Raw genomic sequence first — 25,376 nt, forward strand, 5'->3', positions numbered from 1 at the left:
GTTGCCGGTCGACGCACCTCCTCGTGCCGTCTCTCCCCCGCCTACGGCGTTCGGAACACCGTGCGAATCGTTGATACAGTTCCGGATCTCGTTCCGGCGTACGGCTGTTCGACGCCCAGGGAGTCACAGCGAGGAGAGACCGTTCGTGGGGACAGTCGTCGACGACGCCGCCTCCGTGGAGTTCCATGCCTTCTTCGAGCGTCACTACGCCGAGCTGGCCCGTCTCGCCCACCTCCTGACCGGAGAGCCGGACGCCGCCGACGACCTGGCGGCGGACGCGCTGCTCGCCCTGTGGCACCGCTGGGACCGCGTCCGCGCGGCCGACCACCCGCTGGCGTACGCGCGAGGGGTGGTCGCCAACCTCGCCCGCTCCCGGATCCGGGGCGCGGTGCGTGAGCGGCGCAGGATCGCGCTGTTCTGGTCGCAGCGCGAGGAGAGGACGGAGAACCCGGACGTCGCGGGAGCGGTCGACGTCCAGGCCGCGCTGCGGCGGCTGCCGTTCCGCAAACGGGCCTGCGTGGTGCTGCGGCACGCCTTCGACCTCTCGGAGAAGGACACCGCCCTGGCCCTGGGCGTGTCGGTGGGTACGGTGAAGAGCCAGACCTCGAAGGGGATGGCCGAGCTGCAGCGGCTGCTCGGGGCGCAGGGAGCACCGCAGCAGGTGCAGGCGGCGATGGCGCGGAGCGCCGGGGCCGGAGGAAGGGACCGATGAGGCGGGACGTGGACGACGAGCTGCGTGCCCGGCTGCGCGAGGCGGCCGAGGCGCATCAGCCGGACCGCGCGCGGATCTGGGCCAGGGTCGAGCGCGGCATGTCCGGGCAGGCCGGCGCCGCGGACCGCCACGCGCCGCCGGGCGTCGGGGACCGCCACGCCGTACGGCGCCCGGCGCCCGGCTGGCTGCGGGTCGCCGGCGCCACGGCGGCGGTCGCGGGCGTCCTGGTGGCCGGCGGCTACGCGGTCGCGGCGGCGCTGCAGCAGGACACGCGGCCGGCCAGGGACGCGGTCGCCGTCTCCCCGACGCCCACGCCGTCGCCGGAGGCGACGGGACGCCCGCCGGTTCCGTCGGGGAAGCCGACACCCGGCGCGAAGGACGCCCCGCGACGTACCGCCGACCCCACCCGCCCCACGCCTGCGGGCACCCCGGCGCGACGGCCCTCCTCCCCCGCCGTTCCCTCGGCCCCAGCGTCCGGCGTCGCGGACGGCCCGCTGTGGTCGGACGGCTCGGTGGACCCGCACAGCAACGCGTACTGGGCGCAGAGCAACGTCACCCTGAAGACGACCTCGGCGCTCACCGCGCTCACGGTCCGGCTGGAGATCGCCCAGACCGGCGGTGTGGCCTCGACGGGCGCCTGGCGCTCGCTGCCGGAGGAGGACTTCGCCCTCACGGTCCGGGAGCGGGACGGCGTCCTGGTCTACACGTGGGTGCTCAGGCAGGGCCGTACGGTTCCGGCCGGCACGTGGGTGTTCGCCGGGCAGTACGACCATCGGCGCGGCGACCGCGACGCCGGGGCGGACCGCTACGCGGCGACGGCGACGACGGCGGACGCCACGAGCCTGTCCGTCGCGGGCGACTTCGCGCCCCGCGGCGACAACGCGGAGGGCTCGGCTTCGGGTTCGGATCCAGGCTCGTAGAAAAGGATTCGGAACGGCACGGCAACCTATTCCGCAGCGGTGGCGACAACTGGGCGCAAGGATCCCCCACCACGCAAGGAATGGGTATGACAGCACGACCCGAACAGCGTGTGCGTCACCGCCGCAGCCTCACGAAGCGGCGCGCGGTCATCGGCTCCGCCGCCGCCCTCGGCATCACCGCGACGGCGGTGCTCACCACGACGACGCTGTCGTCGGCCGGCGCCGCGTCCTCGTGGCCCACGGCCACCGGCAAGAAGCCCGTCAGCAGCACGATCAAGGTCACGGGCACGTACGACGGCACGTACCAGCGCTTCCAGGGCAGCGGCGCGCTGGGCGGCGGCGGGCAGAACGAGGGGCAGGCGCCTTTGTTCCAGCTCGCGGACGGCGCCGTCCTGAAGAACGTCATCCTCGGCTCCCCCGCCGCCGACGGCGTCCACTGCCTGGGCAGCTGCACGCTGCAGAACGTCTGGTGGGAGGACGTCGGCGAGGACGCCGCCACCTTCAAGGGCACGTCGCCCACGGCCGTCTACACGGTCCACGGCGGCGGCGCGCGGCACGCCGGCGACAAGGTGTTCCAGTTCAACGGCGCGGGCAAGCTCGTGGTGACCAAGTTCCAGGTGTCGGACTTCGGCAAGCTGGTGCGCACCTGCGGCAACTGCTCCAAGCAGTACAAGAACCGCCAGGTGATCATCAACGACGTGGACGTGACGGCCCCTGGCAGGTCGATCGTCGGGATCAACGCCAATTACGGCGACACCGCGGCCCTGCGCAAGGTGCGCATCCACGGCGACGGCGGCAAGAAGATCAAGCCCTGCACCCGCTTCCAGGGCAACGACTCCGGCGCCGAGCCGAAGGAGCTGGGCACCGGCCCCGACGGCACGCACTGCCGGTACGCGCAGACGGACCTCGGTTACAAGTAGGTCCTGCGACAAGTAGGTCCCGCGACGAATATGTCCTGTGCGTGAGACGTCCCCGTCGGCGACCCCGGCGGGGGCGTTTCCGTACGGATCGTGACCCTACCCGCGCGTTGCGCAGCCGACGACGGGCACCGGGAGCGAGGCCGTGACCGAAGGTCTATGGGACGTCACCCTCCGCGTCCCCTGAGCCGCAAAAAAGCAGGTCACGGTCTTGGCGCGCACTCTTGACCGAAGGCCGCGCGGCATCGTAGCTTCGTCCATACCGACCTCGTTGGGCTGCTGAAAGGAGGCGACGTCGGATGGCTCTCTTCTCCGATCTCAGTCGCCTCACCCACCGCGCCGCCTGGGTTCCGGGTCGTGTAGCACACGGCTGCTGACCAGCCTCTTTTCTCCGGCGTGCCCTTTTGCGGCCCCGGCTTTTCCTTGATTTCTGTCACCGACTGCGACATGTCGTCGCGTGTGTCGTGTGCCGTTTCGCGCTTGGGTTCCAGAAACCCCGCCACCGAAACAGAAAGCTCCTGAAATGGCGACTAGGATGATCAGATCGACCATGCACCGAAATGAGGACATGTCGTGGTAGCGGCCCGTATCACGGTCAACGGGAAAGATGCACCGATTTCCCCCGCTGCGCCCCACACCACGGTGCTGGATTTCCTGCGCGAGCGCGGTCTCACCGGCACCAAGGAGGGCTGCGCCGAGGGTGAGTGCGGGGCCTGTTCGGTGCTGGTGGCCCGCCCCGGTGTGGACAAGCCCACGGACTGGGTGGCGGTCAACGCCTGCCTGGTGCCGGTCGCGGCGCTCGACGGTCAGGAGATCGTCACCTCCGAGGGTCTCGCCACCGTCGGCGAGGACGGCACTCCGCCCACCCTGCACCCCGTGCAGGAGGAGATGGCGGTCCGCGGCGGATCCCAGTGCGGGTACTGCACGCCGGGCTTCGTCTGCAGCATGGCGGCCGAGTACTACCGGCCGGGCCGCTGCGAGCACGCGGCCGCGGACGCGGAGCCGGGTGCGGACTCCGTCGCCGACCACGCCGACCCCGAGCACGGCCCGAACGGTTTCGACCTGCACGCGCTCAGCGGCAACCTGTGCCGCTGCACCGGCTACCGCCCGATCCGCGACGCCGCGTTCGCCGTGGGCGAGCCGGCCGAGGACGACCCGCTGGCGCAGCGTCGCGAGCAGGCCGCACCGGAGCCGGTCGCCACCACGTACGCCCAGGACGGCAGCGAGTTCCTGCGGCCGGGCACCCTGGCCGAGGCGACGCGTCTGCTGCGCGAGCGCCCGGAGGCCGTCGTGGTCGCCGGCTCCACCGACTGGGGCGTCGAGGTCAACATCCGCTCCCGCAGGGCCGATTGCGTGGTCGCCATCGACCGGCTGGCCGAACTCCGGGAGCTGCGCGTCGAGTCCGATCACATCGAGATCGGCGCGGCGCTGACGCTCACCGAGATCGAGCGCCGTCTCGACGGCGAGGTGCCGCTGCTGGCCGAGCTGTTCCCGCAGTTCGCCTCCCGGCTCATCCGCAACAGCGCCACCCTCGGCGGCAACCTGGGTACCGGCTCCCCGATCGGTGACAGCCCGCCGGTGCTGCTCGCGCTGGAGGCGTCGCTGGTGCTCGCCGACGCGGACGGCGAGCGCGTCGTCCCGCTGGCGGAGTACTTCACCGGCTACCGGCAGAGCGTGCGCCGTCCCGGCGAGCTGATCCGCGCGGTGCGGATCCCGCTGCCGCTGGCGCCGGTCACGGCCTTCCACAAGATCGCCAAGCGGCGTTTCGACGACATCTCCAGCGTCGCCGTCGGCTTCGCCCTCGAGATCGAGGACGGGGTCGTCCGCAAGGCGCGCATCGGTCTGGGCGGTGTGGCCGCCACCCCGATCCGCGCCCTCGACACCGAGGCCGCCCTGGAGGGCAAGGCCTGGACGGCGGAGACCGTCGAGGCCGCGGCCCGGATCCTGCGGGGTGAGGGCACGCCGATGGACGACCATCGCGCCAGCTCCCTCTACCGTTCCGCGATGCTCGGCCAGAGCCTGCTGAAGCTGCACGCACAGACCACCGAGGCGGTGTCGTCATGAGTCATCTGTCCGAGCGCCCCGAGAAGCCGGTCGTCGGCGTCTCCATGCCCCACGAGAGCGCGTTCCAGCACGTCACGGGCACCGCGCTCTACACCGACGACCTGGTCCACCGGACCAAGGACGTCCTGCACGCCTACCCGGTGCAGGTCATGAAGGCCCACGGCCGGATCACCGCGCTGCGCACCGAGCCCGCGCTCGCCGTGCCCGGTGTGGTCCGCGTGCTGACCGGCGCCGACGTGCCCGGCGTCAACGACGCCGGCATGAAGCACGACGAGCCGCTCTTCCCCGACGAGGTCATGTTCCACGGCCACGCGGTGGCCTGGGTGCTCGGCGAGACCCTGGAGGCGGCGCGGCTCGGTGCGGCGGCCGTCGAGGTGGAGCTCGAGGAGCTGCCGTCCCTGGTCACGCTGCAGGACGCGATCGAGGCGGGCAGCTACCACGGCGCCCAGCCCCTGATGGTGCAGGGTGACGTCGACGCCGGCTTCGCCGACTCGGCGCACGTGTTCACCGGCGAGTTCCAGTTCGCCGGCCAGGAGCACTTCTACCTGGAGACGCACGCCGCCCTGGCGCAGATCGACGAGAACGGGCAGGTGTTCATCCAGAGCAGCACCCAGCACCCGTCGGAGACCCAGGAGATCGTCTCCCACGTGCTCGGCGTGCCCGCGCACGAGGTGACGGTTCAGTGCCTGCGGATGGGTGGCGGCTTCGGCGGCAAGGAGATGCAGCCGCACGGGTTCGCGGCCGTCGCCGCGCTCGGCGCGAAGCTGACGGGCCGGCCGGTCCGGTTCCGGCTGAACCGGACCCAGGACATGACCATGTCCGGCAAGCGGCACGGTTTCCACGCCAAGTGGAAGATCGGCTTTGACGCCGAGGGCCGGATCCAGGCCCTCGACGCGACCCTCGTCGCGGACGGCGGCTGGAGCCTGGACCTGTCCGAGCCGGTCCTCGCCCGCGCGCTGTGCCACATCGACAACACGTACTGGATCCCCAACGCGCGTGTCGCCGGCCGCATCGCCAAGACCAACACGGTCTCCAACACCGCGTTCCGCGGCTTCGGCGGCCCGCAGGGCATGCTGGTGATCGAGGACATCCTCGGCCGCTGCGCGCCGCAGCTGGGCCTGGACCCCATGGAGCTGCGCGAGCGCAACTTCTACCAGCCGGGCCAGGGCCAGACGACGCCGTACGGGCAGCCGGTCACGCAGCCCGAGCGGATCGCCACGGTCTGGCAGCAGGTGAAGGAGAACGGTGGCATCGCCGACCGCAAGCGCGAGATCGCGGCCTTCAACGCCGCGCACCCGCACACCAAGCGGGCGCTCGCGATCACCGGCATCAAGTTCGGCATCTCGTTCAACCTCACCGCCTTCAACCAGGGCGGCGCGCTGGTGCTGATCTACAAGGACGGCTCCGTCCTGATCAACCACGGCGGCACCGAGATGGGCCAGGGCCTGCACACCAAGATGATGCAGGTGGCCGCGACCACGCTGGGCATCCCGCTGCACAAGGTGCGGCTCGCCCCGACGCGTACCGACAAGGTGCCCAACACCTCGGCCACCGCGGCCAGTTCGGGTGCGGACCTGAACGGCGGGGCGATCAAGAACGCCTGTGAGCAGTTGCGCGAGCGGCTGCTGCAGGTCGCCGCCACGCAGCTGGGCGCCAACGCCTCGGACGTGCGCATCGTCGAGGGCGTGGCACGCGCTCTGGGCAGCGACAAGGAGCTGGACTGGGACGACCTGGTGCGCACCGCGTACTTCCAGCGCGTCCAGCTCTCGGCGTCCGGTTTCTACCGGACCGAGGGCCTGCACTGGGACGCGAAGTCGTTCCGTGGCTCGCCGTTCAAGTACTTCGCCTACGGCGCCGCGGCGACCGAGGTGGAGGTCGACGGCTTCACCGGCGCGTACCGCATCCGGCGGGTGGACATCGTCCACGACGTCGGCGAGAGCCTCTCCCCGATGATCGACATCGGTCAGGTCGAGGGCGGCTTCGTGCAGGGCGCGGGCTGGCTGACGCTGGAGGACCTGCGCTGGGACACCAGCGACGGCCCGAACCGCGGCCGGTTCCTGACGCAGGCGGCGAGCACGTACAAGCTGCCGAGCTTCTCGGAGATGCCCGAGGAGTTCAACGTCACGCTCCTCGAGAACGCCACCGAAGAGGGCGCGGTGTACGGGTCGAAGGCGGTGGGCGAGCCTCCGCTGATGCTGGCCTTCTCGGTGCGCGAGGCGCTGCGGCAGGCCGCCGCGGCGTTCGGGCCGGCCGGGCTCAGCGTGGACCTCGCCTCGCCCGCGACGCCGGAGGCGGTGTTCTGGGCCGTCGAGGCGGCCCGCGACGCGAAGGGCGGCGACCCTGCTGTCGCCGCGACTGCTCTCAGTCATGCCTGACATGACCTGGGTCGCCGCGGTCGCGCGGTTGCGAGCACGCCGGGAGACCGGCGTGCTGGTGACCGTCGCGACCGTGCGCGGCCACGCACCACGCAAGGCCGGCGCCAAACTCGTCGTGGGGCGCACCGAGTCCTGGGGTTCCATCGGCGGCGGCAACATCGAGGCCGTGGCGATCGACCGGGCCCGTGAGCTGATCGGTACGCCGGATCCGGAGCCGGAGCTGATGGACTTCGCCCTGAACGACAAGGTCTCCGGCCGGCACGGGGTGCAGTGCTGCGGCGGGGCCGTGTCCGTCCTGCTCGAACCGCTGCCGGTCGTGCCGGCGGTGGCGATCTTCGGCATCGGGCACGTGGGCCTGGAGCTGGCGCGCATCCTGGCCCGGCACGACCTCGATCTCCACCTGATCGACTCCCGCGCGGACATGCTCACCGACGAACGGCTCGGCGTGCTGCGCGCGGACGCGGTGGCGCAGGTCGAGGTGCACCACACGCCGCTGCTTCCGGAGGAGGTGCTGGAGAAGCTGGCCCCCGGCACCCATGTCCTGATCATGACGCACGACCACGCCGAGGACGCGGCACTGTGCGACGCGGCCCTGCGCCTCCCGGAGCTCGGTTCGATCGGGCTGATCGGCTCGGCCGCGAAGTGGACGCGATTCCGGCACCGGCTGGCCACCGAGGGCGGTCACGACGCCGCCACCATCGACCGGATCAAGACGCCGATCGGGCTGCCGGAGATCGCCGGCAAGGAGCCGGCGACGATCGCGGTGAGCGTCGCGGCGGACCTGCTCCTGACCTTCGAGCGGGGCCGGGTCGGCTGACTGCTGGGGGGGTGGGGTCGCGCAGCTGGGGGGCGCCTCGCCTGCGGATCGCTACGTACCCGGAGAGGTCAGAGGAACTTTCCGCTGGCGAGGTACGGCCGCGGCACGGGCATGCCGCGGACCGCGATGTAGCCCTCCTGGCCGATGTCGAGGCGTGCGGCGAGGCCGACGTCGAGCGCCCAGTCGTTGGGCGTGGTGATGCAGTTGACCAGGGTGTGTCCGCGCGACGAGGCCAGGGTCTCCCACAGCAGCTTCTGCGCGGTCGCCGGGTCGGCGGCGGCCAGGAGCGACGCCTGCCCGTGCTCGTCGATGTAGACGTACCCCGGCGTGGCGATGTCCCGGGACACGACGAGCCGCATGGCGTTCAGCATGTAGCCGTGGTCCGGGCCGTGGCCCGCGACGCGGATCCGCCGGTCGAGCCGGTCCATCCACGCCAGGTCGTCGGCCGTGCCCTCCCTCAGCCCTCGCACTGCGGGCAGCGTGGACCGGTCGACCGTGCCCACCATGTGCATCTGCGGATGCAACGCGAAGCCGGCGAGCCGGTACCGGCGTGTGGCGCCCGGGTGGACGCTCGCGGAGAAGATGCCCGGGCGGCCGTCGGCATGGCGCAGTGCGGCGTCGATCAGCCGCTTCCCGATGCCCCGGCCCTGGTGGGAGGGCAGTACGCCGTACGTCGCGAGGTACCACAGGGGGCCGCGGTTCTGGGAGACGGCGAACCCGACCACGTCCTCCTCGCCGCCGGGCCCTTCGGTGACCGCGACCCAGCAGCCCTCCGGGTCGACGTCCAGGTAGAAGCGCATGCGGTCGATCCACTGCTTCGACGCGGCCGGGGTCCGGGGCTGCGGCTCCGGGTAACTGACCCTCCTGGTCGTCCTGTCCGCGTCGAGGAACGTCGCCGCCGATGTCCGTTCGGCGGAACCGAGGTCGTCCTCGCGCATCGGCCTCACATGTACGGGATGCATCGCTTCAGCGTAGGGAGCGGGCGGAGGCGGCCGCATCCGGTTATCCGGGCGGGAAGGGTAGGGACAGCCCCCGTCCGGGGGTGGTGGCTGCCCGGCTGCTTCTGCGCACGCCAAGCTCCTACGCTCGGCTCCATGGTGAAGCGGACAGCACACGCAGTCATCGCCGGTGCGCTCGCCCTGGCTACTGCGGCCACCTTGGGCGCCGCGGGTACGGGGGCCGGCCCCGGCTCGGCCGTGGACCGCGGCGACGCCGCCGGAGCCGAGGCCCGTGGCGACGCCGGCTCGCGGGTCGGAACCGCCAGGGATTCTGGCGACGCCTCGCGGGTCGTGACCGACAAGGGCGCCGTACGCGGCACGGTGACCGACGCCGTACGCGTCTTCCAGGGCATCCCCTACGCCGCCCCGCCCGTCGGCGAGCGCCGCTGGGCGCCGCCCGGGCCCGTCCAGCGGTGGCGCGGCGTCCGGGACGCCACCGAGCGGGGCGCCGCCTGCCCCCAGACGGGCCTCGTCCCGCCGGTCGGGCCCGCGTCGGACGACGAGGACTGCCTCTTCGTCAACGTCACCGCTCCGCGCACCCCTTCCGCCAAGCCCCGGCCCGTGATGGTGTACCTGCACGGCGGTGACCACACGGACGGCGAGGGCGCCATGCACGGGGCCCGGCGGCTCGCCGCCCGGGGCGACGTGATCGTGGTGACGGTCAACTACCGGCTCGCCGCCCTGGGTTACCTCGCCCATCCGGACCTCGAAGCGCGAGGTGAGTCCGGCAACTACGGCTTCCTCGACCAACAGGCGGCACTGCGCTGGGTGCGGCGCAACGCGGCCGCCTTCGGGGGCGACCCGAGGTCGGTCACGCTCTTCGGCGAGTCCGCCGGCGGCTACAGCGCCTGCGCCCATCTGGTCGCCCCGTCGTCGGCCGGCCTGTTCGACCGGGTCATCCTGCAGAGCGCCCCGTGCACGGCCGACATGGGCGCGCGTGACCGCGAGGAAGCCCTGAAGGAGGGCGTGGCGGCCGCCGCCGGCATCGAGAAGCGGCACGGCCTTGACGACTGGCGCAGGGCCTCCCCGCGGCAGTTGGTGCATCCCTTCGGCGCGGGCCCCACGTACACGCCTGTCTACGGCGGCGCGCTGCTCCCCCGTACCCCTCGGGAGGCCTTCGCCGCCGGGCGGTTCAACAAGGTCCCGGTGCTGCACGGCGTCAACCGCCACGAGGAGCGGGCCCGGGTCTACGGCCTGGAGCTCGCCAAGCAGGCCGACACGGGCGACCCGGACGCGCAGATCGACCGGGCCGACTACCACACCCACCTGGAGAGGGAGTTCGGTGCGGAGCGGGCCGCCGCCGTCGCCGCGCGGTACCCCGTCAGCGCGTACGACGGCTCTCCGGCGCTGGCCCTCGCGGCGGCCCTGACGGACGGGCTGTGGGCGCGGCACTCCGTCGACACCGGCCGGGCGCTGTCCCGGCATGTCCGGACGTACGGCTACGAGTTCGCCGACCATGAGGTGCCCTGGTACTCCGACGCGAACTACCGCAAGCCCCGCTTCGAGGTCGGCGCCGCGCACACCTTCGAACTGCCCTACCTCTTCGAACTCGACGCCTACACGCCGCTCACCCCGGCGCAACGGACACTGTCCGACGAGATGATCCGCATCTGGGCGGAGTTCGCCCGTACGGGGAGGGCGGATTGGAGATCCGCCACTCCGGCGTCGCCGAACGTGCGGTCCCTCGCCTCGGGGCCGGGCGGCATCCGTCCCGTGGACTTCGCGAAGGACCACCACGACGACTTCTGGAAGTCCCTGTTCGGGAAGTCGCCGCGCTGACCGCCGGCGTTTCTCAGTTCCTCACATCCTCGGTTCCTCGGTTCCTCGGTTCCTCAGTCCTGCCAGTAGAAGAGGAGCATGTCGACGGTGAGGGGGGTGCGGCTGCCGAAGTAGTAGACGTACAGGTCGGTGACGGTGATGGCCTCGAGCTCCTCGTCGATCCAGCGGAAGCCCGCCGCCTCCAGTGCCGGGCGGGCCGTCCGGCCGCCTTCGTAGGCGAACGCGAACCGGCCGAGGGTGCTGATCCGGACCTCGCTGTCGCCGAACTCGATGACGTGGTACGTCCCGTCGCCCTGCTGGTTGTGGGGCCCACAGTGGACGGGCGGGCTCGGGGCGAGACCGGCCGCGGTGAGCGCTTCCGTGGCGCGGTGCAGCCAGCCCTCGACGTCGTGCGGGGCGGGCGGTTCGGTGCACAGGGCCTCGACGCGCCAGCGGGGGTCGGTGAGGCGTTGGCTCCATGCGACGTACTCGTGGACGATCGGTCGACGCAACTCCTCGTCCAGGCCCGGGACTTCGACACGCGGGCTGCCGAGTTCCGCGTACAGCCGGCGGGTCTCGTCCAGGTCCTCGGTCAGTTCGTGGAGCGCGAGGACGGCCCAGAGCTTCGACTCGACGGTGGGCGCGCGGGTGAGGAACGAGCGCAGCGCGTCGACGTCGCCCTGCGCCAGTCTGTGCGCGAGGTGGGCCACCATGCGGTCCGGGTCGGCGAGCGCGTACGTGACGTCCTCGTCGGCCCGGTACCGCATCCGCAGCCGGAAGAGGCGGTCCTCGGGCCGGTCCTCGCCCAACTGACCCAAAACGGCGTCGACTCCGTGCCGTTCGACCAGGGCGTCCAGGGCCTCCTCGCCGGCGTCCTGGGATCGCTTCCAGGGATCGGCGGCGAGGACGGCCAGTTCCCGGGCAGCCGTGAGGTCGCCGACGAGGCCGCGGGTGCGCAGGAACGCCTCGGGCATCCCGTACGACTCCTCGTGGCGGCGATCCTCGTGGCGCAGCCAGGGCAGCAACTCCGGTCTGTCGCCGACGATTTCGAGGAGCTCGCGGCGTACCTCGCCCACGTCCTTCACGTCGCGTACGCGGTCGAGCAGCGCGCCCACCCATGCGGGCGGCACACGGCCGGCGAGCGCCCGCGCGCAGGCCCGGCGGCGCCACCACGGGTGGGAGGGGTCGGCCACGTAGCGGGCCAGTGCCTCGGCGTCGTACGCGCGCAGCGCGTCGGTGTCGGCCTGCCCGGCCGAGGGGATCAGCGTCTCTATGTCAGACATCCGGGGATGTTATGTCGCGGGCGCGGGGTGCGTCCGCCGGATTTTGCGGTACGGCTCAGAGGTGGATCGTGCCGTCCAGCAGAGGGCCGTGACGGGGGCGGGCGGGCGCCGGTCTCGCCGCACGGAGGGTGACTCCATGGGCGAGACGCGGCGCCTGCCGGTCATGGTGTCGCTGTTCAGCTCTGGGACCCGGCCGCCGCGGCAGCCCCGCCTCGGAACACCTCGGCGACGAGCCTCTGCTGCGCGGCGCCGAAGAGCTGCGCCGCCTGCGCCATGTCGAGGCGGGCGTCGCCGGTGGTGAGGGACGCCGTCAGCGTCGTACGGCCGTCGGGCGAGCTGTACATCAGCGCCGCCCAACCCCAGAAACCACCGTTGTGGGTGAAGATGGTGTCGCCGTTCTCCGTCTCCTGCACGAAGAGGCCCAGGCCGTAGCCGAGCTTGGGGTGCGGCGTGCGCATCTCGGCGAGCAGCGGGGCCGGCAGGAGCTTGCCGCTCATGAGGGCCGAGAAGAACGTGTGCAGGTCCTGGGTGGTCGAGATCATGTCGCCGGCGGCGGAGATCCAGGAGGCGTTGGCGCGGGTGACGTCGACCGTCCTCCACTCGCCGTCGGCCTCGTAGGTGTAGTAGCCGTGGGCGTGCGGCTCGGGGATGTCGGGCGAGGCGTCGGGCACCACGGTGCCGGAGAGGCCGAGAGGGCTCAGTATCCGTCGTCGCATCTCCTCGGCGAAGGGACGGCCGGAGACCTTCTCGACCAGGAGGCGGGCGAGAACGTAGTTGGTGTTGGAGTAGCTCCAGTCGGATCCCGGCTCGAAGCGGGCGGGCTTGGAGAGGGCGAGTCGTACGAGCTCTTCGGGCTGGTAGGTGCGGAAGAGGTTGTCCACCCACTCCTGGCCCTGCCAGGGGATTCCCGGGGCGGTGGTGCCGTCGTCGTAGTACTCGCCGGTGTGGCTGAACAGCCCGCTCGTGTGCTGAAGCAGCATCCGCACGGTGATCCGCGGGTCGAGGTCGTAGTCGGGCAGGTGGTCGGCCACGGGGCCGTCGAGCTCGATGAGGCCGTCGGCGACGAGTTGCAGCACGAGGGTCGCGGTGAACGTCTTGGTGTTGCTGCCGATCCGGAACCGGCCGTCGGTCGGAGGTTCGGCGCTCTCGCCGAGCTTGGCGACGCCGGCGCTGCCCACCCATTCACCGCGCTCGTCGTTGACGCGCAGCTGCACTCCGGCCCAGCCGGACTCGGCGAGCTCCTGGATGGCCTTCTGCAGTTCGGGACGGTCGTGGACGGTGGAGGTGCCGGACATGGTGGTGCTCCTTCGCGGGTGGGTGAGGGGTGGCACGTGCGTTGCGGGTGTGGGGGGGCGGCTGGGCGCGCCGCCTTGTCAGGCGGCGTCGAGGGCGCCGGTGATCTTTCGGCTCATCGCGACGAGGGCGAGGCCGGGCTCGCCCTTGCGCGCACGGGTGGCGGCTTCGAGGGCGACGAGGACGGTGTCGCGGAAGTTGGCGGCCTCGGCGGGCTGCTGCTTCTTGAGCAGCGCCATCGCGGCGGTGAGGGCCGGAAGCACGTGGTCGGCGAGGGCCGCCACGGACTTGCCGTCCAGGTTCTCGACCTTCGACTTCTCGGCGAGCACATGCCCGACGAGCCCGGTCGCGGAGGCCAGCGCGATGCTGCCGTGCGTGGCGGCCTTGTGCGGCGAACCGGCCGCGTCGGCGGCAGCCAACAGCGAGACGGCGCCGTAGGCGGCGGTGCGGAGGGTGTTCTTGTCCTGGGCGGTGAGGGTCTGGGCCATGACGTGCGCTCCTTCAAGTCCGGGCGGAATACGGGCTGTTCGCGAGGCCGTGACGCCACGACCTCCGCGTGACACCATGTTGGCACACAATGGCACCATGCGCGAGCCATCTGCGGCACCACGCGTGGCGCCGGTCGGCTCAGTTGCCGGCGTTGAATCACGAAACCGCTGGTCAAAGCGGGTAGCCACGCTGGCACCACTCACCGAACAAGGGGGTCGCCGGTGAACCTGCGGAGGCCAGGTTCAGCCTCACGCCCTGACGGAGGACCCGTTGTCAGTCCCCGCTGGCAGACTCGTCGGCATGAATCCCTTGCTTCTCACCGACATCGAACGCGCCGTCCGCAGCAGTTGGGGTGCCGAGACGTGCCCGCCCGAATCCCGAGCGCGCTGGACGAAGGACAACCCGGCGCGCGATCAGTGCGGAGTGACCGCCATGGTGCTCAACGACCTGCTGGGCGGCGAGCTGATCCGGGGAGAGGTCCACGTGGACGGCAAGCACGTGGACTATCACTGGTGGAACCGCCTCGGCATGGGCATCGAGACAGACCTCACCCGCGAGCAGTTCGCCCCGGAGGAGACCGTCACCGGAGGCGTGGTGATCCCCCGACCCCCGACATCCGAATGGCGCCGGCTCCGCCAGGAGTACGAACTCCTCCGCGCCCGCGTCCTGGAGAAGCTCACGCATCAGCAGGCGTAAGGGACCGCGTCGGAGCAGCGCCGGACGCGGACGACCTCGGGCGGGGAATCGGGAGTGGCCTCGGCATGATCGGATGGATGAGTCACGCGCCGCGATGGGCGGTGGCGCTCTCGCTGGTCATCGCCGCCGGCCTGCTGTGCGTCGGCGCCGTCTCGCACACGATGGACCTGTTCCGGTACGGCCTGCGCCCCTACGCCTGGGCCCCGAGCTGGCTCAACCTCTACTGGTCCTCACTCGCCCTCTTCGACCTGCTCGCAGCCGCGCTTCTTCTCGCAGGCAAGCGGCGGGGCGCGGACCTCGCCTGCGTCATCATGGCGACCGACATCGCCGCCAACTGGTACGCGGTCTACGGCATTCAGCACAGCAGCCTTCACGCCCAACCAGGACTGCAACGACTCACCGCCTTCGCCGCACTCGTCCTCGCCACCGCGCCGTTCCTCCGACGGCACCTGACCCGATGAGATGACCTCGGTGGACGGCGGCGACCGCCGGCACCTGGAGGCGGTCGGTTTCGGGGGCCGAGCCGGGATGAAGCGCCAAGAGGAAGGTCTTGCCGTGGCTCCTTGCCCCGTCGCGACCGCCCGCGAAAGGATCGGAGCATGCCCAGCGATCGCCTCATGCGCATCCACAGCGCCGAGTTCCAGGCCATGGCCGAGAGGGTCCTACGGGTCACCGAACTCACGTCCCGCCTGAACGTCCTGCCCTTCGAGGACGAAGCGGGCAAGGCGGAACTGCTGGAACAGATCCTCGGCAGGCCGCTGCCGCCGAGAGTCACGATCTATCCGCCCTTCTACACGGACCACGGTCTCAACCTCGACCTCTCCGAGCGCGTGTTCATCAACCAGAACTGCACGTTCCTGGACTACGCCGGCATCCGGCTCGGCGAGCGCGTGATGGTCGGCCCCAAGGTCACGTTCATCACCAGCGGCCACCCTGTCGATCCGGAGGAGCGGCGGCTGTACCTCACCGGAGCGCCCATCGACGTCGCGGAGAACGTGTGGATCGGTGCCGGTGCCACGATCCTGCCCGGCGTCAGCATCGGCCGTGATGCCGTGATCGCCGCCGGCGCGGTCGTGGCCGACGATGTCCCACCGGCGAGCCTGGTGACCGGCACCAAGGCCACCGTACGCCGACAGTGGTGACGAGCTCTGCGAGCAGCGAGATCGCGCATCTCCGCCAGGAGCTCAGGAGCCCTCGTGCAGCGCATGCACTTCAGCACCGCTGCCCGGGCCCGATGACAGCGAGCCCCACCTGCCCGGCGAGCCAGTGTGCGTACGGCTCCCTCATCTGACGGCCGTCGATGTTGACGCTGCGCACGTGGACGAGGACGGTGTGGTGGTCAGGGTCGGTCTCGTCGTACTCGCGGGTGCCGGTGTTGAGGAGGAGCGTCCCCTCTGCGTGCTTGGACTCGCCGTGAAGACCCGCATCGGGCGCGTCCGGCCGGCGCAGGTTCTGCCAGTTGATCTCGCCCGCTCGGACCGATCGCCGCCGTGAAGGCATCCTCGACGCTGCCGACCGGCTGGTCGAGCAACTCGTAGTCCACCGGTAGCCGCCCTTCGTACGCCTTCGGGTCGGTCGGCAGACCTGCCCACGGGACGCCTACGAGCCACGCGGGGAGGTCCTCGAACGGCACCTGTCGCCGAACTCCCCGACGTGTTCCCGCCCCCGAAACCAGCCCTCGGGCAGATGCTTCGCCCCATGCCGCACCTCGTCGACGGAGCGAAGCTCTGCGTAGAGCGAGACGTCGGTGTACTCGCTGCGGCCGAACTCCACGAGGCGACGCGCGACGCCGAGGGCGAGTAACAGGGTCGGGGCTACGGAAGACGGGGTAGGCGATGTCGTTGGACATGAAAGGACTGTGACACGGGCCATCACCGCAGGTCGTCGCAATTTCGTCCCAGTCCTGCGCACGCGCCCGGCAAGCACGATGCCGGTCTTCGCTTGCGGCGGTGGGTCGGCGAGCCGACCGGTCCGAAACGAGCGAGGCGATCGCCGGTGGGGCTCGACGTGGCCCTCGCGTCGGCCGGCGTGGCGCTGGAACGTGCGCCGGCGTCAGGGATCCCGTTGGCCGGCCCGCAGGAGCCCGCGTCGACCTCGGCCGTCACCTCTGGGCCAGCTGAGCCCGAGCCGCCGCCGAGGCGCACCAAGCGCAGCCGCGCGAAGCACTGCCCTTCAACATCAGGGCCTCAGCAGTCCGCCCACCCACCAGTCGTGCGGTTTGCCGTCGTTGGCGATGCTCCGATTGCGCAGCGTCCCTTCGACGGTGAAGCCGAGTTTCTCGGCGACGGCACGCGATCCGGTGTTCCCGACCATGGCCCACCACTCGATGCGGTGCACGTCGAGCGTGGCCCAGCCCCAGTCGCACAGGGCCCGAGCGGCCTCCACCGAGTACCCGCGTCCGCGCTGTTCCTTGACCGCCCAGTAGCCGAGCTCCCAGACGCCACGGCTGATGAGCGTCAAGCAGTACGAGCCGACCAGGGCACCGGTGTCCTTGCGGAACGCACCGAGCGTGTAGTCCCTGTCCTCGGCCCACTGGGCGGGCAACTTCTCGCCGACGAGCTCTTCCGCATCGGCACGCCGGTACGGCACCGGCACGGGCGTATAGAACTGGATGTCCTCGTCCTGGCAGGCTTCGTACACCGCGTCCACGTCGGCAGCTGCGAAGGCCCGCAGCACCAGGCGGTCGGTCTCAAGAGTCACCGGATCCATCGCGGCAGTATGACCACCACCGACAAGCGGCAACCACTGAATAACCCGGCCGAGCCCCTGGGACCACTGACCAAAGGTCGTCGCAACGCCGCCGACCAGCTCCCCACCGGGCCTCGTCACGCGTCCGGGACTCTCCTGTGATCTCCAGCCATCGCATGAGGACGCTATGTTTTCGGGGGTGAGCACTGACGCGGTTGCAGAGCAGGAACCTCGATGGGTTGTCCCCGTAGAGGCCGAGACGCCCTGGCTACGACGACCATCGCTGGCATCTGGCCCAGACGCACCATGTCGAGGCAGGAGACCGCGCAGCAGCCGACGAACTGGCTCGGACGCTCGCCATGGAGCACGTCCCCGACGAAATCGACGCGCCGGCCCGTGACACGCTCGCGCGCAAGGTTTTCCGGCTGGCTGACGGTTCGTGGCTCGTCGAGGTCGGCGGAGGCATCCACAGGAAGATCCTGTGTCGGATAAGCGTTGCCGAGCTGGTTCTCGAGCGGAGGTTCGCGTTGGCCCCGTACGAGCCCGAACCGCAGGACGCTGCCGTGGGCTCCGCCAAACGCCGACGGCTGTGGCCCCGGAACTGACAGCCCCCACGTCGACCACTTCTCGCGCTGTTCGGGCGCTCCCTGTGCGGATGTTCGCAGCTATCGTGCACAGGATGAGAGCTTCGGTGAGACGGTTCTCCGCGCTGGCCGCCTTTGCGGCCTGGGCCTGCACGGGTTACGCCGGCGCGGGAGGCGAAGCCGCGCGTGTGGACGGATCAGCTCTCATGGGCACGTGGACCAACGCGGCGGGCGCCCGCCTCGACCTCAAGCCCGAGTGGCGCATGCAGGGGGAAGGGCTGCATGACGCCCTGGCGGAAGGGACGTCGTGCCCCGAGACGGTAGCCGGGCGGTGGACCTTCTTCAGTGCTCCGGACCACGCGGGCTCGTCGCTCGCCGATGGTCGCACCACGAGCGGCGACCACGTCGCCCTGATGGTCGACGAACTCGACACTCCGTGCGCTCTGTCGGCCATGGTTCGACGGGACGGGCAGGGGTTGAACCTCTGTCTGGTGGAAGATCCCGACTCGGACTGCTCCGCTGAGGAACTTCTCCGTCCGGTGAACGCCATGGCCGAATAGGGTCTGTCTCTTCGGTCAGCGTCGGGCCCAGATGAGGGTGCCCGCGAGGTGCAGGGATGCCTGGTAGGCGATCGCGAGCTTGTCGGTTCGTGTGGCCAGACCACGCCACTGCTTGAGGTGGTCGATGCACCGCTCGACGGCGTTTCGCTGCTTGTACGCCGCGCTATCGAAGCCTGGCGGGCGGCCTCCGAGTGAGTCGCCGAGACGGGATGGGGCACCCCATGCAACTGCCGCGCAACCCCACCCACCGGCCCGGCGGCCGCGCACGGCGCCCAGGCACCTGCGGCGCGCCCGCGTGGACCCCGGCCCCCGGACCGCTCTCCGAGAGGTTCTTCGCGGCTTCCGGTGGTGGGTCAAGGGTGGAGCGACAGCGGAATCGCGAAGCGACGCGACGAAGGAGCGCCGTTGACGCACCGCCGGAAGGTGCGACTCTCGGAAAGAGGGCGGTCCACCCACGCCTCACCCGGACCAGGCTCACCACGACCGCCTCCCGTTCCCCGATGGCCGCCTCAAGCTGCGACTTGAACACGTTCAAGATACGTGTCAGGGTACGGCGTGCGTCCTTGATCCCATCGGCCGTCGCGCACGCGGCTCGCCGTACCCGCTAGGGGTGGAGTGTCTTGAGTTCCCGCCGTACCGCGCCGATCTGGCTCGCCGTCCTAACCCTTGCCCTCACCGCCTGCGGCCGGCTCTACGAGCTGCCGCCGCCCCAGGGCGAACCGGTCCTGCTGAAGCCGGCCGAGCTTGCGACCACGTGGACCGATGCCGACGGCGGCACCGTCACACTGAAGCCGGACGGGACGTTCGTCGCCCACGACATCTGCCTCGCCATCAGTTGGGACCGCGTGACCGGATCCGGAACAGGGACCTGGAAGCACGGCACCGCCAGGGGGTTCAGCGTCCTGTCCCTGGACTTCGACGTCGACAAGAACGGCACCTCACCCTTCACCGACCAGTTCGACGGCGCGCCCTACCCGGTCGACGAGGCAACCCACATCGACTCCTACGCCGCCTTGAAGTACGGCAAGCTCCTGAAGTTCTGGACCCGCGTAGGCGACCCGGACAACGACTACCCCCACTGCACCCTGACCCACCCGGCGAACTGATCGACTCCGCGACCGTGGGTCCGTCAAGGCGTGAGGTCCAGGATGCGGACCGCCTCGCCGCCCCAACGCTCCGGGGCGGTGGTGGCGATGATCGCCCCGTCGGGCCGGTCCGGAGTGGGCTGTGCAGCGTACTGGCTGTGGGCAGCAGCCCAGCTCACCCGGGCATCGTGCCCGACAGCCCGCACCTATGATCGGCCGGACAGGTCCTAGTCGGGCGGACACGCCCAGTCAACTGAGCAACCGGTCAGGCGGACACGTGTCAGTACTGCCCACCCCAAGCCGTAAGTTCGGCGGCGGTGACAATGCTGCGGACGGCCAGGTCCGCCCGCCGGGCCGGGGTCGTCTGGTCAACGACGACGGAGCAGCCGACCCACTGCCCGCCGCATTCCTCGACCATCGACCGCACAGCCGACGCCTGGCTGCCTGTCTCGATCCAGTCGTCGACCAGCAGCACTCGGTCCGCGGGGCCCACCGCCGTCCGCTGCAGACGCAGCTCCTGGCGAGTACCCCGGTAGTCGGGGTCGCTGCGCCATGTGACCTTCTTCCCGGGCAAGATCCCCTCGCTCTTGCGTACCGCGACGAAGCCGACGCCGGGCTCGACGGCCACTGCGGCGCCGAGCAGGAATCCACGAGACTCGATGCCGCAGACGGCCGTGACGCCGTCATCCCGGAACGGCCGGGCCAGTACACGGACCGCGGCAGCAAGAGCCTCGGGGTCACGGAAGACCTGCCAGACGTCAGCATGGCCGCCGATCCAGCGGAAGCGTTCGAGGACCAGACCGCGCCCGTGAGACATCGCGATCGCGAGTCTGCAGACGAACCGGCAGCCCAGGCAACCGCATTCTCCGTACGGGGAATGCCTACTGGCCACCGGCACTCCACCTTCACCGGGCCCCCTGGGTCCGACGCTGACCGAAGAGACAGAACCTAGAGCTCTTCGGCGCTGGTCAGGGCTTCGGTGACCAGGCGGGTGGCGAAGTCGTTGTCGTCGGTGATGCGGTTGATGTGCTCCGCGAGGAGGAACGCCGTCGCTTCCAGGGGGTTCATCTCCTCCTTGGTCCAGTCGCCGTACTGCCTGCGCCACAGACTCGGGCTCAGGCCGGTGCCGGCGGCGACGACCAGTCCCGCCATCGTCGGGATGGCCTCGGGGCGTACGCTCCTGGGCATCATGCGCATCGAGGCCACGAGGTTGGGCACCACGTACTCGATGACGTCGCGGTCGTGGTCCTCGTACGCGCAGCGCAGCCACTTCATGAACATGAAGATGAGCGTGCACACCCCGTCCAGCACATCGGCGGCGCCCTCGGGGCCGAGGGACGCGATGAACTGGTCGACCAGTTCTTCCTGTTCGGGGTCGGCCTCCGTCTTTCCGGCGTAGATGGCCTTGAGCCGCGAGTCGATCACCATGAGTGCCGCACCGACATCGCCGGCGGGCGCGTACCGGGGATCGCAGGGCGATGACACAGGCTTCCTCCTCCGTGACCGCGACGGGTGCCGCGGCTCGGTCCGTACGGTAGAGGTCGGCGCGGGTCCGAGTCCGGCGAATGTGCCGCCGAGCACTCGAACCAGCCACGCAGCAGGCGGCCCCATGTTGTGCGAGGTGCCGCTGCTGCGTCACCGCCCGCTCAGCGAGAACCAGGACGGCGGCTGACCGTACCGGACGAGCATGGCCTCAGCGCACCCAGCAGTACGCGCCCTGGGCCTGCCGCCGGGCCTCGGTCACGAGGGCGGCCACTGTGCAGGCCGGACTGTGCAGGATTGCTTCGGCGGTCCTCGTCACGCTCGCATGGTGCCCGAACGCCCGAAGGAGCTGATCGGCACAGGCGTCCGGGGCCTATCCGGCATCATCGTCCTGTGACTCATCTCGGACTGGTTGCCCTTGTCGTGCGGGACTACGACGAGGCCATTGCCTTCTATCGGGACGTGCTGGGGTTCGAGCTCCGGGAGGACACCCGGATCGACGACGAGAAGCGGTGGGTGGTCGTCGCTCCCCCGGGAGCGCGGGAAACCGGTCTGCTTCTCGCCAGGGCGGCCACCGAGGCGCAGGCGGGGCGCGTCGGGGACCAGACCGGGGGCCGGGTGGGCTGGATCCTGAACACCGAGGACTTCGAGCGCGACCACGCGCGGATGCGTGCGGCGGGCGTCGTGTTCGAGGAGGCGCCGCGGCGGGAACCGTACGGCACCGTTGCCGTCTTCCGGGACCTGTACGGGAATCGGTGGGATCTCATCCAGCACGAGAGGTGACCGAGGCAGCACCCTGGATCATGTGGCGGAGCGCGGTCGGCGTTCCTCGGCCGCATGTCGATGACGCCGAGCGACTGACCGCTGTCCTGCGCTTCAGGAAGGTAGCGTCGTGATCATGGACTCGCTGAACCGAACCACGACCGATCAGGCGCCCGCGAACCCGGCTGCCACCGACGACATGTTGGCCGCTCAGCCGATCGGTTACTGGTGTGGCCTGGTGCAGGCGGCGGTCACTCGGCCGCTGCGGGACGCCATGGCCAGGATCGACGTCACGCAGCCGCAGTACTGGGTGCTCAACCGCGTCAACGGCGGCCCCACACCGCCGAGTCGGGACGAGGTCGTCGCGCAGCTGTCGCATCTTGCCGACGGGCCGCATGAAATCGGCCGGGCCGTCGATCAGTTGTTGCATCGGGCGTGGCTGCGGGTCGACGGCGAGGAGCGGCTATGGCTCACTGACGCCGGGGAGGCTGGCAGGGTGCGGATCCGGGAGCTTGCGAGCGAGGTGCGTGCTGTGGTCCATCAGGGCATCAGTGACGAGGAGTACGTCGCCGCGCTCAAGGTGCTGCGCAGGATGTTGGCCAACGTGGCCCCCTCCTGAGGCCGAGTTCTCCGTCGGCGGTTTCCCGCCGTCCCTCGCTCACGCGTCCGGGAGGCGGGAGGCGCGGAGCATGGGGACGCGCCGGTGTTGTTTCTTCTTGCCGGGGTGCCACAGCAGGATCATCAGGCGTGCCCCGGGGGCGGTCAGGGGCTGGGCGGCGCACATGGTGACGTGGCCGGGGCCTTCGACCGCGTGGAGGAGGGGGCGTTCGTCGCCGTCGGGGTGGATGTTCGCGCCGCCGGCCTCCCAGATGGGGCCCAGGTCCGGGTCGGCGAGGACTTCCTTGGCGATCTGGTGAAGCGTTTCGTCATCGGTGCGTACAGCGAGGGCGGCGCGCAGCTGGGGCAGGACGAGCGGCGCCCAGACGGTCTTCCACTCCATGAGGGTGGTGCGCGCGTCCGGGTCCAGGAGCATCCACCGCATCGTGTTGGGCGGGATCCGGCCGCCGGGGAAGAGCCTGGCGAAGGGCTCGTTGTGGGCGAGGACATTCCAGGAGGCGTCGGTGACGTACGCCATGTGGGAGAGGCCGTCGACGGCCTCCTGCCAGACGCCGGGTACCTCGAGGCCGGAGTCCTGGTTGAGGGGGCCGGGCGGGTCGCCGATGCCGGCGTACCGGCACAGCGACACCCACTCCTGCTCGTTGAGGCCGAAGAGGCGGGCGACCTGGCGGAGGTAGTCGGTCGGCGGGTTCGGCATCGCGCCGGTCTCGAGCCGGTTGTACGTGTGCGTGGCGCGGCGGGTGAGTTCGTCGACCTGTTGCTGGGACAGGCCGCGGGCGCGGCGGCCGCGGCCCTGGGGGCGTTCGAAACCGTGCGAGGTGGGGTCTATCAGTTCCCGGCGCTCGGACAACAGAGCTTTGAGCGCCTTCTTGTTCATGGCCATGCAGGTGGAACCCCCGTGTACTACGCATCGGTCGCCTCGGAGTCTAAATACTGGCGCTGTCATTCGTACTAGAAACCATGCGTAGATATCCAACCGGCGACGGGCGAAGCTGTGGGTGTGGCGCTGCTGACCTGCCGGGAAGCGGGTCGGCGGTCACGCTGTGGCACATCGGGGCCGAACGGCCGGGCAGTCTGCGGGAATCCGTCAAATCGCCCGGGTCGGGAATGTTCTGATGCTCTCGTCGGTGCTCTGGCGGGGTGTCGCAGGATCGGTGTCATATTCCGTGCTCCGCATGGATTTTCGCGCAGGGTGCCGATTCCGCTTCGCCCGTCGGCCGGGCTTCGGCGAACCCCAGGTACAGCGGCCGGCGGTCGACAATCGCCATCGCGTAGCGTCCTCGGACGCCGGCCGCCTGAACGACCGGTACGGCTCCCCAGCCTTCCGGTTACCCCGAGGCCGGGCCCGGGTCGGCATCCCCCTGCCGCCCGGGCCCGGCCCGTTTCCCGCGGTGTCGCGCAACGGGGCGTGCCGGGGGTCAGCTCGGCTGGCCGGTCGGCATGATGGTGACCTGCTGCAGGTTCACCCGTGGCGGCAGGGCCGCGATGAAGCCGATGGTCTCGGCGACGTCCTGCGCCGTGAGCCACTCCATGGTCTCCTTGGAGCCGGCCAGCCAGTCGAGGGCGCCCTGGTCGGTGACGTGGCTCTGGAGCTCGGTGCCGACGATGCCCGGTTCGACTGCGGAGACCCGTACGTTCTTGGCGCCCAGCTCGGCCCGCAGGTGACGGGAGAGGTGGGTGACGTACGCCTTCGTGCCGGAGTAGACGGCGAAGTGGGGGAAGATGTTCTGCGCCGCGATCGACGAGGTGTTGATCAGGTCGGCGACGCCTCGCTCCGCGGCGGCCTTGACCAACTGCGGGGTGAACGCGCCGATCGCGTTCATCAGTCCGGTGATGTTCAGGTCGATCTGCCGCTTCCACTGGTCGGTCGCGAGCTCCTCGATCGGTGCGGGAAGCATGACGCCGGCGTTGTTCAGGAGCAGGTCGGCGCCGCCGAGTTCGGCCTCCACCCGGTCGGCGGCGGCCTGCAGCGCCGCCGCGTCGGTCACGTCGGCGGCGATCGCCACCGCGCTGCCGCCGATCTTCTCGATGCGGGCGACCAGTTCCGCCAGCCGTTCGGCCCGGCGCGCGAGGACGACGACGCGCGCGCCCAGGGCGGCCAGTTGCTCGGCGGCGGCCTCGCCGATGCCGCTGGAGGCGCCGGTGACGACCGCGACGCGACCCGCCAGGGGCTGGGAGGCGGAGGTCGAGGTGGAGAGGGTGGTGTTCGTGGACATGCTGGGTGCCTTTCACAAGCGGGGAGAAGGGGGTTCGCGGTCGGTCCCGCCGGCCGCACATCCAGAACACCACCCGCCGCGGCCCCTCGGGACGGCGTAACTGGCCCTGGTCGGGCTGGTACTGGCAGGGCCACCCTGGAGCGGACACGGCCCCGCCGACATGCGCACACTGGAGCCATGGACCGCACCAAGGAAATCTCCGGCTTCCTGCGCTCGCGGCGCGCGGCGATCACCCCGGGAGAGGCCGGGCTGCCCGCCGACGAGCGGGTACGCCGCGTTCCCGGGCTGCGCCGGGACGAGGTGGCCCGCCTGGCCGGGGTGAGCACCGAGTACTACACGCGCCTGGAGCAGGGGCGGGCGCGCAACCCCTCCCCCGAGGTCGTGGAGGCGATCGCCGTCGCGCTGCGGATGGACGAGACCGAGCGCGAGCACTTCACCGACCTGCTGCGGACCGGCGCCGCCGCCGTACGCCGTGCTCCCGCGAGGGCCCCGCGGGTCCGGGCGGGCCTGCACCTGATGCTGGAGACCCTCCAGCACGTGCCGGCCTTCGTCCTGGGGCGCCGCACCGACGTCCTGGCCTCCAACCGGCTCGCCCGCGCCGTGCTCACCGACTTCGACGCGCTGCCCGCCAACCGCCGCAACCTGGCCCGCTACTACCTCCTGGACCCCGGGGCCCGCGAGCGGGTGGGCGACTGGGAGCGGATCGCCGCGGAGACGGTGGCCATCCTGCGGCTGGAGGCGGGCCGGTATCCGCAGGACCGGCAGCTCGCCGATCTGGTCGGCGAACTCACCCTGTGTTCGCCGGAGTTCAGCGGCTGGTGGAACGACCACCGGGTGCTGCGCCGCACGCACGGCGCCAAGCACTACCGGCACCCGCTGGTCGGGGACCTGCACTTCGCGTACGAGTCGTTCCAGGTGCCCGGCGACGCGGAGCAGACCCTGTGCGTGTACAGCGTCGAGCCCGGTTCCGAGACCGCGCAGGCCCTGCAGGTCCTGGCCAGTTGGACCGCCCCCGAGGTCCCGGCGCCCGACGCGTCGCGGCCCGGCTGACGCCGGACC

At 70.8% G+C, this 25,376-nt stretch carries 27 protein-coding genes and 1 pseudogene; 16 read left to right on the plus strand and 12 right to left on the minus strand.

The annotated features are described in order from the left end of the window. Nucleotides 1-145 precede the first annotated feature (145 nt). The 6 genes from ACNJ93_RS00290 (at nucleotide 146) to xdhC (ending at nucleotide 7,805) form a co-directional block, all read left to right on the plus strand. Complete coding sequence (locus ACNJ93_RS00290; protein ID WP_418955237.1) at nucleotides 146-712, plus strand: SigE family RNA polymerase sigma factor; 567 nt, start codon at nucleotides 146-148, stop codon at nucleotides 710-712. Continuing rightward, on the plus strand, nucleotides 709-1,632 hold the full coding sequence (locus ACNJ93_RS00295; protein ID WP_418955238.1) for a hypothetical protein: 924 nt from the start codon (nucleotides 709-711) through the stop codon (nucleotides 1,630-1,632). Before ACNJ93_RS00290 ends, ACNJ93_RS00295 begins: the two co-directional genes overlap by 4 nt. 86 nt (nucleotides 1,633-1,718) lie before the next feature. Further along, entirely contained in the window at nucleotides 1,719-2,552 is an 834-nt protein-coding gene (locus ACNJ93_RS00300) for a pectate lyase (RefSeq protein WP_418955239.1), read from the plus strand. Between the two features lie 570 nt (nucleotides 2,553-3,122). Continuing rightward, nucleotides 3,123-4,613 carry a xanthine dehydrogenase small subunit gene (locus ACNJ93_RS00305; RefSeq protein ID WP_418955240.1) on the plus strand — a complete coding sequence of 497 codons (1,491 nt, stop codon included), beginning with the start codon at nucleotides 3,123-3,125 and terminating at the stop codon, nucleotides 4,611-4,613. Then, nucleotides 4,610-6,988: a xanthine dehydrogenase molybdopterin binding subunit gene (gene xdhB / locus ACNJ93_RS00310; protein ID WP_418955241.1), complete on the plus strand. Its 2,379-nt coding sequence runs from the start codon at nucleotides 4,610-4,612 to the stop codon at nucleotides 6,986-6,988. Before ACNJ93_RS00305 ends, xdhB begins: the two co-directional genes overlap by 4 nt. A gap of 1 nt (nucleotide 6,989) precedes the next feature. Continuing rightward, a complete protein-coding gene (gene xdhC / locus ACNJ93_RS00315; protein WP_418961269.1) occupies nucleotides 6,990-7,805 on the plus strand; it encodes a xanthine dehydrogenase accessory protein XdhC in 816 nt (271 codons plus the stop codon). Between the two features lie 68 nt (nucleotides 7,806-7,873). Here the strand turns inward: xdhC and ACNJ93_RS00320 are convergent, their stop codons facing one another. Beyond that, nucleotides 7,874-8,767, minus strand: a complete 894-nt coding sequence (locus ACNJ93_RS00320; protein WP_418955242.1) for a GNAT family N-acetyltransferase — start codon at nucleotides 8,765-8,767, stop codon at nucleotides 7,874-7,876. 132 nt (nucleotides 8,768-8,899) lie between these two features. Here ACNJ93_RS00320 and ACNJ93_RS00325 point away from each other — a divergent pair, with 132 nt between their 5' ends. After that, on the plus strand, nucleotides 8,900-10,582 hold the full coding sequence (locus ACNJ93_RS00325; protein ID WP_418955243.1) for a carboxylesterase/lipase family protein: 1,683 nt from the start codon (nucleotides 8,900-8,902) through the stop codon (nucleotides 10,580-10,582). Nucleotides 10,583-10,635: 53 nt separating this feature from the next. Here the strand turns inward: ACNJ93_RS00325 and ACNJ93_RS00330 are convergent, their stop codons facing one another. The 3 genes from ACNJ93_RS00330 to ACNJ93_RS00340 form a co-directional block, all read right to left on the minus strand. After that, nucleotides 10,636-11,844, minus strand: a complete 1,209-nt coding sequence (locus ACNJ93_RS00330; RefSeq protein ID WP_418955244.1) for a hypothetical protein — start codon at nucleotides 11,842-11,844, stop codon at nucleotides 10,636-10,638. A 176-nt stretch (nucleotides 11,845-12,020) separates the two neighbouring features. Further along, nucleotides 12,021-13,139 carry a serine hydrolase domain-containing protein gene (locus ACNJ93_RS00335; protein ID WP_418955245.1) on the minus strand — a complete coding sequence of 373 codons (1,119 nt, stop codon included), beginning with the start codon at nucleotides 13,137-13,139 and terminating at the stop codon, nucleotides 12,021-12,023. Between the two features lie 78 nt (nucleotides 13,140-13,217). Further along, on the minus strand, nucleotides 13,218-13,625 hold the full coding sequence (locus ACNJ93_RS00340; RefSeq protein ID WP_418955246.1) for a hypothetical protein: 408 nt from the start codon (nucleotides 13,623-13,625) through the stop codon (nucleotides 13,218-13,220). A gap of 301 nt (nucleotides 13,626-13,926) precedes the next feature. Here ACNJ93_RS00340 and ACNJ93_RS00345 point away from each other — a divergent pair, with 301 nt between their 5' ends. The 3 genes from ACNJ93_RS00345 (at nucleotide 13,927) to ACNJ93_RS00355 (ending at nucleotide 15,464) form a co-directional block, all read left to right on the plus strand. Next, nucleotides 13,927-14,322 (plus strand): YunG family protein, encoded by a 396-nt coding sequence (locus ACNJ93_RS00345; RefSeq protein WP_418955247.1) that lies wholly within the window; start codon nucleotides 13,927-13,929, stop codon nucleotides 14,320-14,322. A gap of 77 nt (nucleotides 14,323-14,399) precedes the next feature. After that, nucleotides 14,400-14,783 carry a hypothetical protein gene (locus tag ACNJ93_RS00350; protein WP_418955248.1) on the plus strand — a complete coding sequence of 128 codons (384 nt, stop codon included), beginning with the start codon at nucleotides 14,400-14,402 and terminating at the stop codon, nucleotides 14,781-14,783. Between the two features lie 138 nt (nucleotides 14,784-14,921). Continuing rightward, nucleotides 14,922-15,464, plus strand: a complete 543-nt coding sequence (locus tag ACNJ93_RS00355) for a DapH/DapD/GlmU-related protein (RefSeq protein WP_418955249.1) — start codon at nucleotides 14,922-14,924, stop codon at nucleotides 15,462-15,464. 70 nt (nucleotides 15,465-15,534) lie between these two features. On the opposite strand, the gene ACNJ93_RS00360 is transcribed toward ACNJ93_RS00355, so the two are convergent. Further along, nucleotides 15,535-15,822 carry a hypothetical protein gene (locus ACNJ93_RS00360; RefSeq protein WP_418955250.1) on the minus strand — a complete coding sequence of 96 codons (288 nt, stop codon included), beginning with the start codon at nucleotides 15,820-15,822 and terminating at the stop codon, nucleotides 15,535-15,537. 678 nt (nucleotides 15,823-16,500) lie between these two features. After that, on the minus strand, nucleotides 16,501-17,031 hold the full coding sequence (locus ACNJ93_RS00365) for a GNAT family N-acetyltransferase (RefSeq protein WP_418955251.1): 531 nt from the start codon (nucleotides 17,029-17,031) through the stop codon (nucleotides 16,501-16,503). Nucleotides 17,032-17,369: 338 nt separating this feature from the next. On the opposite strand from ACNJ93_RS00365, the gene ACNJ93_RS00370 reads away from it, so the two are divergent. Continuing rightward, nucleotides 17,370-17,615: a hypothetical protein gene (locus ACNJ93_RS00370; RefSeq protein WP_418955252.1), complete on the plus strand. Its 246-nt coding sequence runs from the start codon at nucleotides 17,370-17,372 to the stop codon at nucleotides 17,613-17,615. Nucleotides 17,616-17,689: 74 nt separating this feature from the next. Next, complete coding sequence (locus ACNJ93_RS00375; RefSeq protein WP_418955253.1) at nucleotides 17,690-18,154, plus strand: hypothetical protein; 465 nt, start codon at nucleotides 17,690-17,692, stop codon at nucleotides 18,152-18,154. A gap of 15 nt (nucleotides 18,155-18,169) precedes the next feature. Here ACNJ93_RS00375 and ACNJ93_RS00380 read toward each other — a convergent pair. Further along, nucleotides 18,170-18,343 (minus strand): annotated as a pseudogene (locus tag ACNJ93_RS00380) (IS5/IS1182 family transposase); the annotation flags it as partial. 431 nt (nucleotides 18,344-18,774) lie between these two features. On the opposite strand from ACNJ93_RS00380, the gene ACNJ93_RS00385 reads away from it, so the two are divergent. Next, nucleotides 18,775-19,260 carry a hypothetical protein gene (locus tag ACNJ93_RS00385; RefSeq protein ID WP_418955254.1) on the plus strand — a complete coding sequence of 162 codons (486 nt, stop codon included), beginning with the start codon at nucleotides 18,775-18,777 and terminating at the stop codon, nucleotides 19,258-19,260. A 23-nt stretch (nucleotides 19,261-19,283) separates the two neighbouring features. On the opposite strand, the gene ACNJ93_RS00390 is transcribed toward ACNJ93_RS00385, so the two are convergent. The 3 genes from ACNJ93_RS00390 to ACNJ93_RS00400 all read right to left on the minus strand — a co-directional run bounded on the left by ACNJ93_RS00390 (nucleotide 19,284) and on the right by ACNJ93_RS00400 (nucleotide 20,724). Next, nucleotides 19,284-19,418 carry a hypothetical protein gene (locus ACNJ93_RS00390; protein WP_418961617.1) on the minus strand — a complete coding sequence of 45 codons (135 nt, stop codon included), beginning with the start codon at nucleotides 19,416-19,418 and terminating at the stop codon, nucleotides 19,284-19,286. Between the two features lie 101 nt (nucleotides 19,419-19,519). After that, on the minus strand, nucleotides 19,520-20,056 hold the full coding sequence (locus tag ACNJ93_RS00395) for a phosphoribosyltransferase family protein (RefSeq protein WP_418955255.1): 537 nt from the start codon (nucleotides 20,054-20,056) through the stop codon (nucleotides 19,520-19,522). A 131-nt stretch (nucleotides 20,057-20,187) separates the two neighbouring features. Next, nucleotides 20,188-20,724, minus strand: a complete 537-nt coding sequence (locus tag ACNJ93_RS00400) for a hypothetical protein (RefSeq protein WP_418955256.1) — start codon at nucleotides 20,722-20,724, stop codon at nucleotides 20,188-20,190. A gap of 390 nt (nucleotides 20,725-21,114) precedes the next feature. Here ACNJ93_RS00400 and ACNJ93_RS00405 point away from each other — a divergent pair, with 390 nt between their 5' ends. Beyond that, nucleotides 21,115-21,504, plus strand: coding sequence for a VOC family protein (locus ACNJ93_RS00405; RefSeq protein ID WP_418955257.1), 390 nt, complete (start codon nucleotides 21,115-21,117; stop codon nucleotides 21,502-21,504). Between the two features lie 115 nt (nucleotides 21,505-21,619). Next, entirely contained in the window at nucleotides 21,620-22,102 is a 483-nt protein-coding gene (locus tag ACNJ93_RS00410) for a MarR family winged helix-turn-helix transcriptional regulator (RefSeq protein ID WP_418955258.1), read from the plus strand. A 39-nt stretch (nucleotides 22,103-22,141) separates the two neighbouring features. Here ACNJ93_RS00410 and ACNJ93_RS00415 read toward each other — a convergent pair whose 3' ends face one another. Then, complete coding sequence (locus tag ACNJ93_RS00415) at nucleotides 22,142-22,978, minus strand: helix-turn-helix domain-containing protein (protein ID WP_418961270.1); 837 nt, start codon at nucleotides 22,976-22,978, stop codon at nucleotides 22,142-22,144. A gap of 541 nt (nucleotides 22,979-23,519) precedes the next feature. Further along, on the minus strand, nucleotides 23,520-24,317 hold the full coding sequence (locus ACNJ93_RS00420) for an SDR family oxidoreductase (RefSeq protein WP_418955259.1): 798 nt from the start codon (nucleotides 24,315-24,317) through the stop codon (nucleotides 23,520-23,522). Between the two features lie 177 nt (nucleotides 24,318-24,494). Between ACNJ93_RS00420 and ACNJ93_RS00425 the strand changes: the two genes are divergently transcribed. Beyond that, nucleotides 24,495-25,367 (plus strand): helix-turn-helix domain-containing protein, encoded by an 873-nt coding sequence (locus ACNJ93_RS00425; RefSeq protein ID WP_418955260.1) that lies wholly within the window; start codon nucleotides 24,495-24,497, stop codon nucleotides 25,365-25,367. Nucleotides 25,368-25,376 lie beyond the last annotated feature (9 nt).

The sequence above is a fragment of the Streptomyces tritici genome (genome assembly GCF_048500665.1).
GTDB lineage: Bacteria > Actinomycetota > Actinomycetes > Streptomycetales > Streptomycetaceae > Streptomyces > Streptomyces tritici.

Excerpts from the sequence above, each read along its gene's own strand:
- ACNJ93_RS00295 (WP_418955238.1), top strand. The coding sequence starts at position 709 with ATGAGGCGGGACGTGGACGACGAGCTGCGTGCCCGGCTGCGCGAGGCG.
- ACNJ93_RS00300 (WP_418955239.1), top strand. The coding sequence starts at position 1,719 with ATGACAGCACGACCCGAACAGCGTGTGCGTCACCGCCGCAGCCTCACG.
- xdhB (WP_418955241.1), top strand. The coding sequence starts at position 4,610 with ATGAGTCATCTGTCCGAGCGCCCCGAGAAGCCGGTCGTCGGCGTCTCC.
- xdhC (WP_418961269.1), top strand. The coding sequence starts at position 6,990 with ATGACCTGGGTCGCCGCGGTCGCGCGGTTGCGAGCACGCCGGGAGACC.
- ACNJ93_RS00320 (WP_418955242.1), bottom strand. The coding sequence starts at position 8,767 with ATGCATCCCGTACATGTGAGGCCGATGCGCGAGGACGACCTCGGTTCC.
- ACNJ93_RS00325 (WP_418955243.1), top strand. The coding sequence starts at position 8,900 with ATGGTGAAGCGGACAGCACACGCAGTCATCGCCGGTGCGCTCGCCCTG.
- ACNJ93_RS00330 (WP_418955244.1), bottom strand. The coding sequence starts at position 11,844 with ATGTCTGACATAGAGACGCTGATCCCCTCGGCCGGGCAGGCCGACACC.
- ACNJ93_RS00335 (WP_418955245.1), bottom strand. The coding sequence starts at position 13,139 with ATGTCCGGCACCTCCACCGTCCACGACCGTCCCGAACTGCAGAAGGCC.
- ACNJ93_RS00340 (WP_418955246.1), bottom strand. The coding sequence starts at position 13,625 with ATGGCCCAGACCCTCACCGCCCAGGACAAGAACACCCTCCGCACCGCC.
- ACNJ93_RS00345 (WP_418955247.1), top strand. The coding sequence starts at position 13,927 with ATGAATCCCTTGCTTCTCACCGACATCGAACGCGCCGTCCGCAGCAGT.
- ACNJ93_RS00350 (WP_418955248.1), top strand. The coding sequence starts at position 14,400 with ATGAGTCACGCGCCGCGATGGGCGGTGGCGCTCTCGCTGGTCATCGCC.
- ACNJ93_RS00355 (WP_418955249.1), top strand. The coding sequence starts at position 14,922 with ATGCCCAGCGATCGCCTCATGCGCATCCACAGCGCCGAGTTCCAGGCC.
- ACNJ93_RS00360 (WP_418955250.1), bottom strand. The coding sequence starts at position 15,822 with ATGCCTTCACGGCGGCGATCGGTCCGAGCGGGCGAGATCAACTGGCAG.
- ACNJ93_RS00365 (WP_418955251.1), bottom strand. The coding sequence starts at position 17,031 with ATGGATCCGGTGACTCTTGAGACCGACCGCCTGGTGCTGCGGGCCTTC.
- ACNJ93_RS00370 (WP_418955252.1), top strand. The coding sequence starts at position 17,370 with ATGGAGCACGTCCCCGACGAAATCGACGCGCCGGCCCGTGACACGCTC.
- ACNJ93_RS00375 (WP_418955253.1), top strand. The coding sequence starts at position 17,690 with ATGAGAGCTTCGGTGAGACGGTTCTCCGCGCTGGCCGCCTTTGCGGCC.
- ACNJ93_RS00395 (WP_418955255.1), bottom strand. The coding sequence starts at position 20,056 with ATGTCTCACGGGCGCGGTCTGGTCCTCGAACGCTTCCGCTGGATCGGC.
- ACNJ93_RS00410 (WP_418955258.1), top strand. The coding sequence starts at position 21,620 with ATGGACTCGCTGAACCGAACCACGACCGATCAGGCGCCCGCGAACCCG.
- ACNJ93_RS00415 (WP_418961270.1), bottom strand. The coding sequence starts at position 22,978 with ATGAACAAGAAGGCGCTCAAAGCTCTGTTGTCCGAGCGCCGGGAACTG.
- ACNJ93_RS00420 (WP_418955259.1), bottom strand. The coding sequence starts at position 24,317 with ATGTCCACGAACACCACCCTCTCCACCTCGACCTCCGCCTCCCAGCCC.
- ACNJ93_RS00425 (WP_418955260.1), top strand. The coding sequence starts at position 24,495 with ATGGACCGCACCAAGGAAATCTCCGGCTTCCTGCGCTCGCGGCGCGCG.